This window comes from Ercella succinigenes, from assembly GCF_900002895.1.
Genome location: NZ_CDHP01000026.1, coordinates 1 through 1090 on the forward strand (window position 1 = coordinate 1; position 1090 = coordinate 1090).

A 1090-nucleotide genomic window follows, 5' to 3' on the forward strand; every position below is an offset into this window, starting at 1 on the left:
TTTCAGTTCACCCCGTCTCCCTCCTGTATGCTATGTATTTACATACAGGTAATCAGGCATTTACCCTGATTGGGTTTCCCCATTCGGACATCTGCGGGTCTTAGGATATTTGCTCCTAACCGCAGCTTTTCGCAGCTTGTCGCGTCCTTCATCGGCTCTCGGTGCCAAGGCATTCACCCTGCGCTCTTAGTAACTTGACCTTTTTTTGGTTCTCTTCGTCGATATCCTGACACTTTAGATGAAGTTCCAATTCCAAGACTTGCTTCTTTAGCTTACCCTTTTGTGTACTCTAAATTTACAAGACCTTTTCTTCTTTGCTTCTCTTTGTCTTTTCTATCTTTGGTCTTTTTTCTTCTTTCCTTATGCAGTTTTCAAGGTGCATGTGTCCTCTTTTGAGACACTTCTAAGACACTTCAGTTTCCTTTGTGTCTTTTGGTGGGCTCAAGAGGACTCGAACCTCCGACCTTGCGCTTATCAGGCGCACGCTCTAACCACCTGAGCTATGAGCCCATTTTGGTTATCCAGGGACGAACCCTGAAGATTGAACAGTGTATCTTACTTATAAAAGACTTGCCTTCTTTTCTTCAACAGCCTGCCTGTTACAGCTCTTTGTTGAAGATCGACTTATAAGACTTACGATTATTGCGTCGACAATAACCATTGTCTCCTTAGAAAGGAGGTGATCCAGCCGCACCTTCCGATACGGCTACCTTGTTACGACTTCACCCCAATTATCTGTCCCACCTTCGGCAGCGCTCTCCTTACGGTTAAACTACTGACTTCGGGTGTTACAAACTCTCATGGTGTGACGGGCGGTGTGTACAAGGCCCGGGAACGTATTCACGGCAGTATGCTGACCTGCCATTACTAGCAATTCCGACTTCATGCAGGCGAGTTGCAGCCTGCAATCTGAACTGGGACAACATTTTGGGATTCGCTCGGCCTCGCGACCTGGCTGCCCTCTGTTGTTGCCATTGTAGTACGTGTGTAGCCCAGGACATAAGGGGCATGATGATTTGACGTCGTCCCCACCTTCCTCCGTTTTGTCAACGGCAGTCTCGCCAGAGTGCCCAGCTTAACCTGATGGCAA

1 tRNA gene and 2 rRNA genes are annotated in these 1090 nt (G+C 47.6%); all 3 read right to left on the reverse strand.

The features are described 5' to 3' along the window. Window positions 1-200, reverse strand: a 23S ribosomal RNA gene (locus AC0KSB_RS07060); the annotation flags it as partial. Window positions 201-433: 233 nt separating this feature from the next. Beyond that, window positions 434-510 (reverse strand) — tRNA-Ile (locus AC0KSB_RS07065). Between the two features lie 162 nt (window positions 511-672). After that, window positions 673-1090 (reverse strand): 16S ribosomal RNA (locus tag AC0KSB_RS07070); the annotation flags it as partial.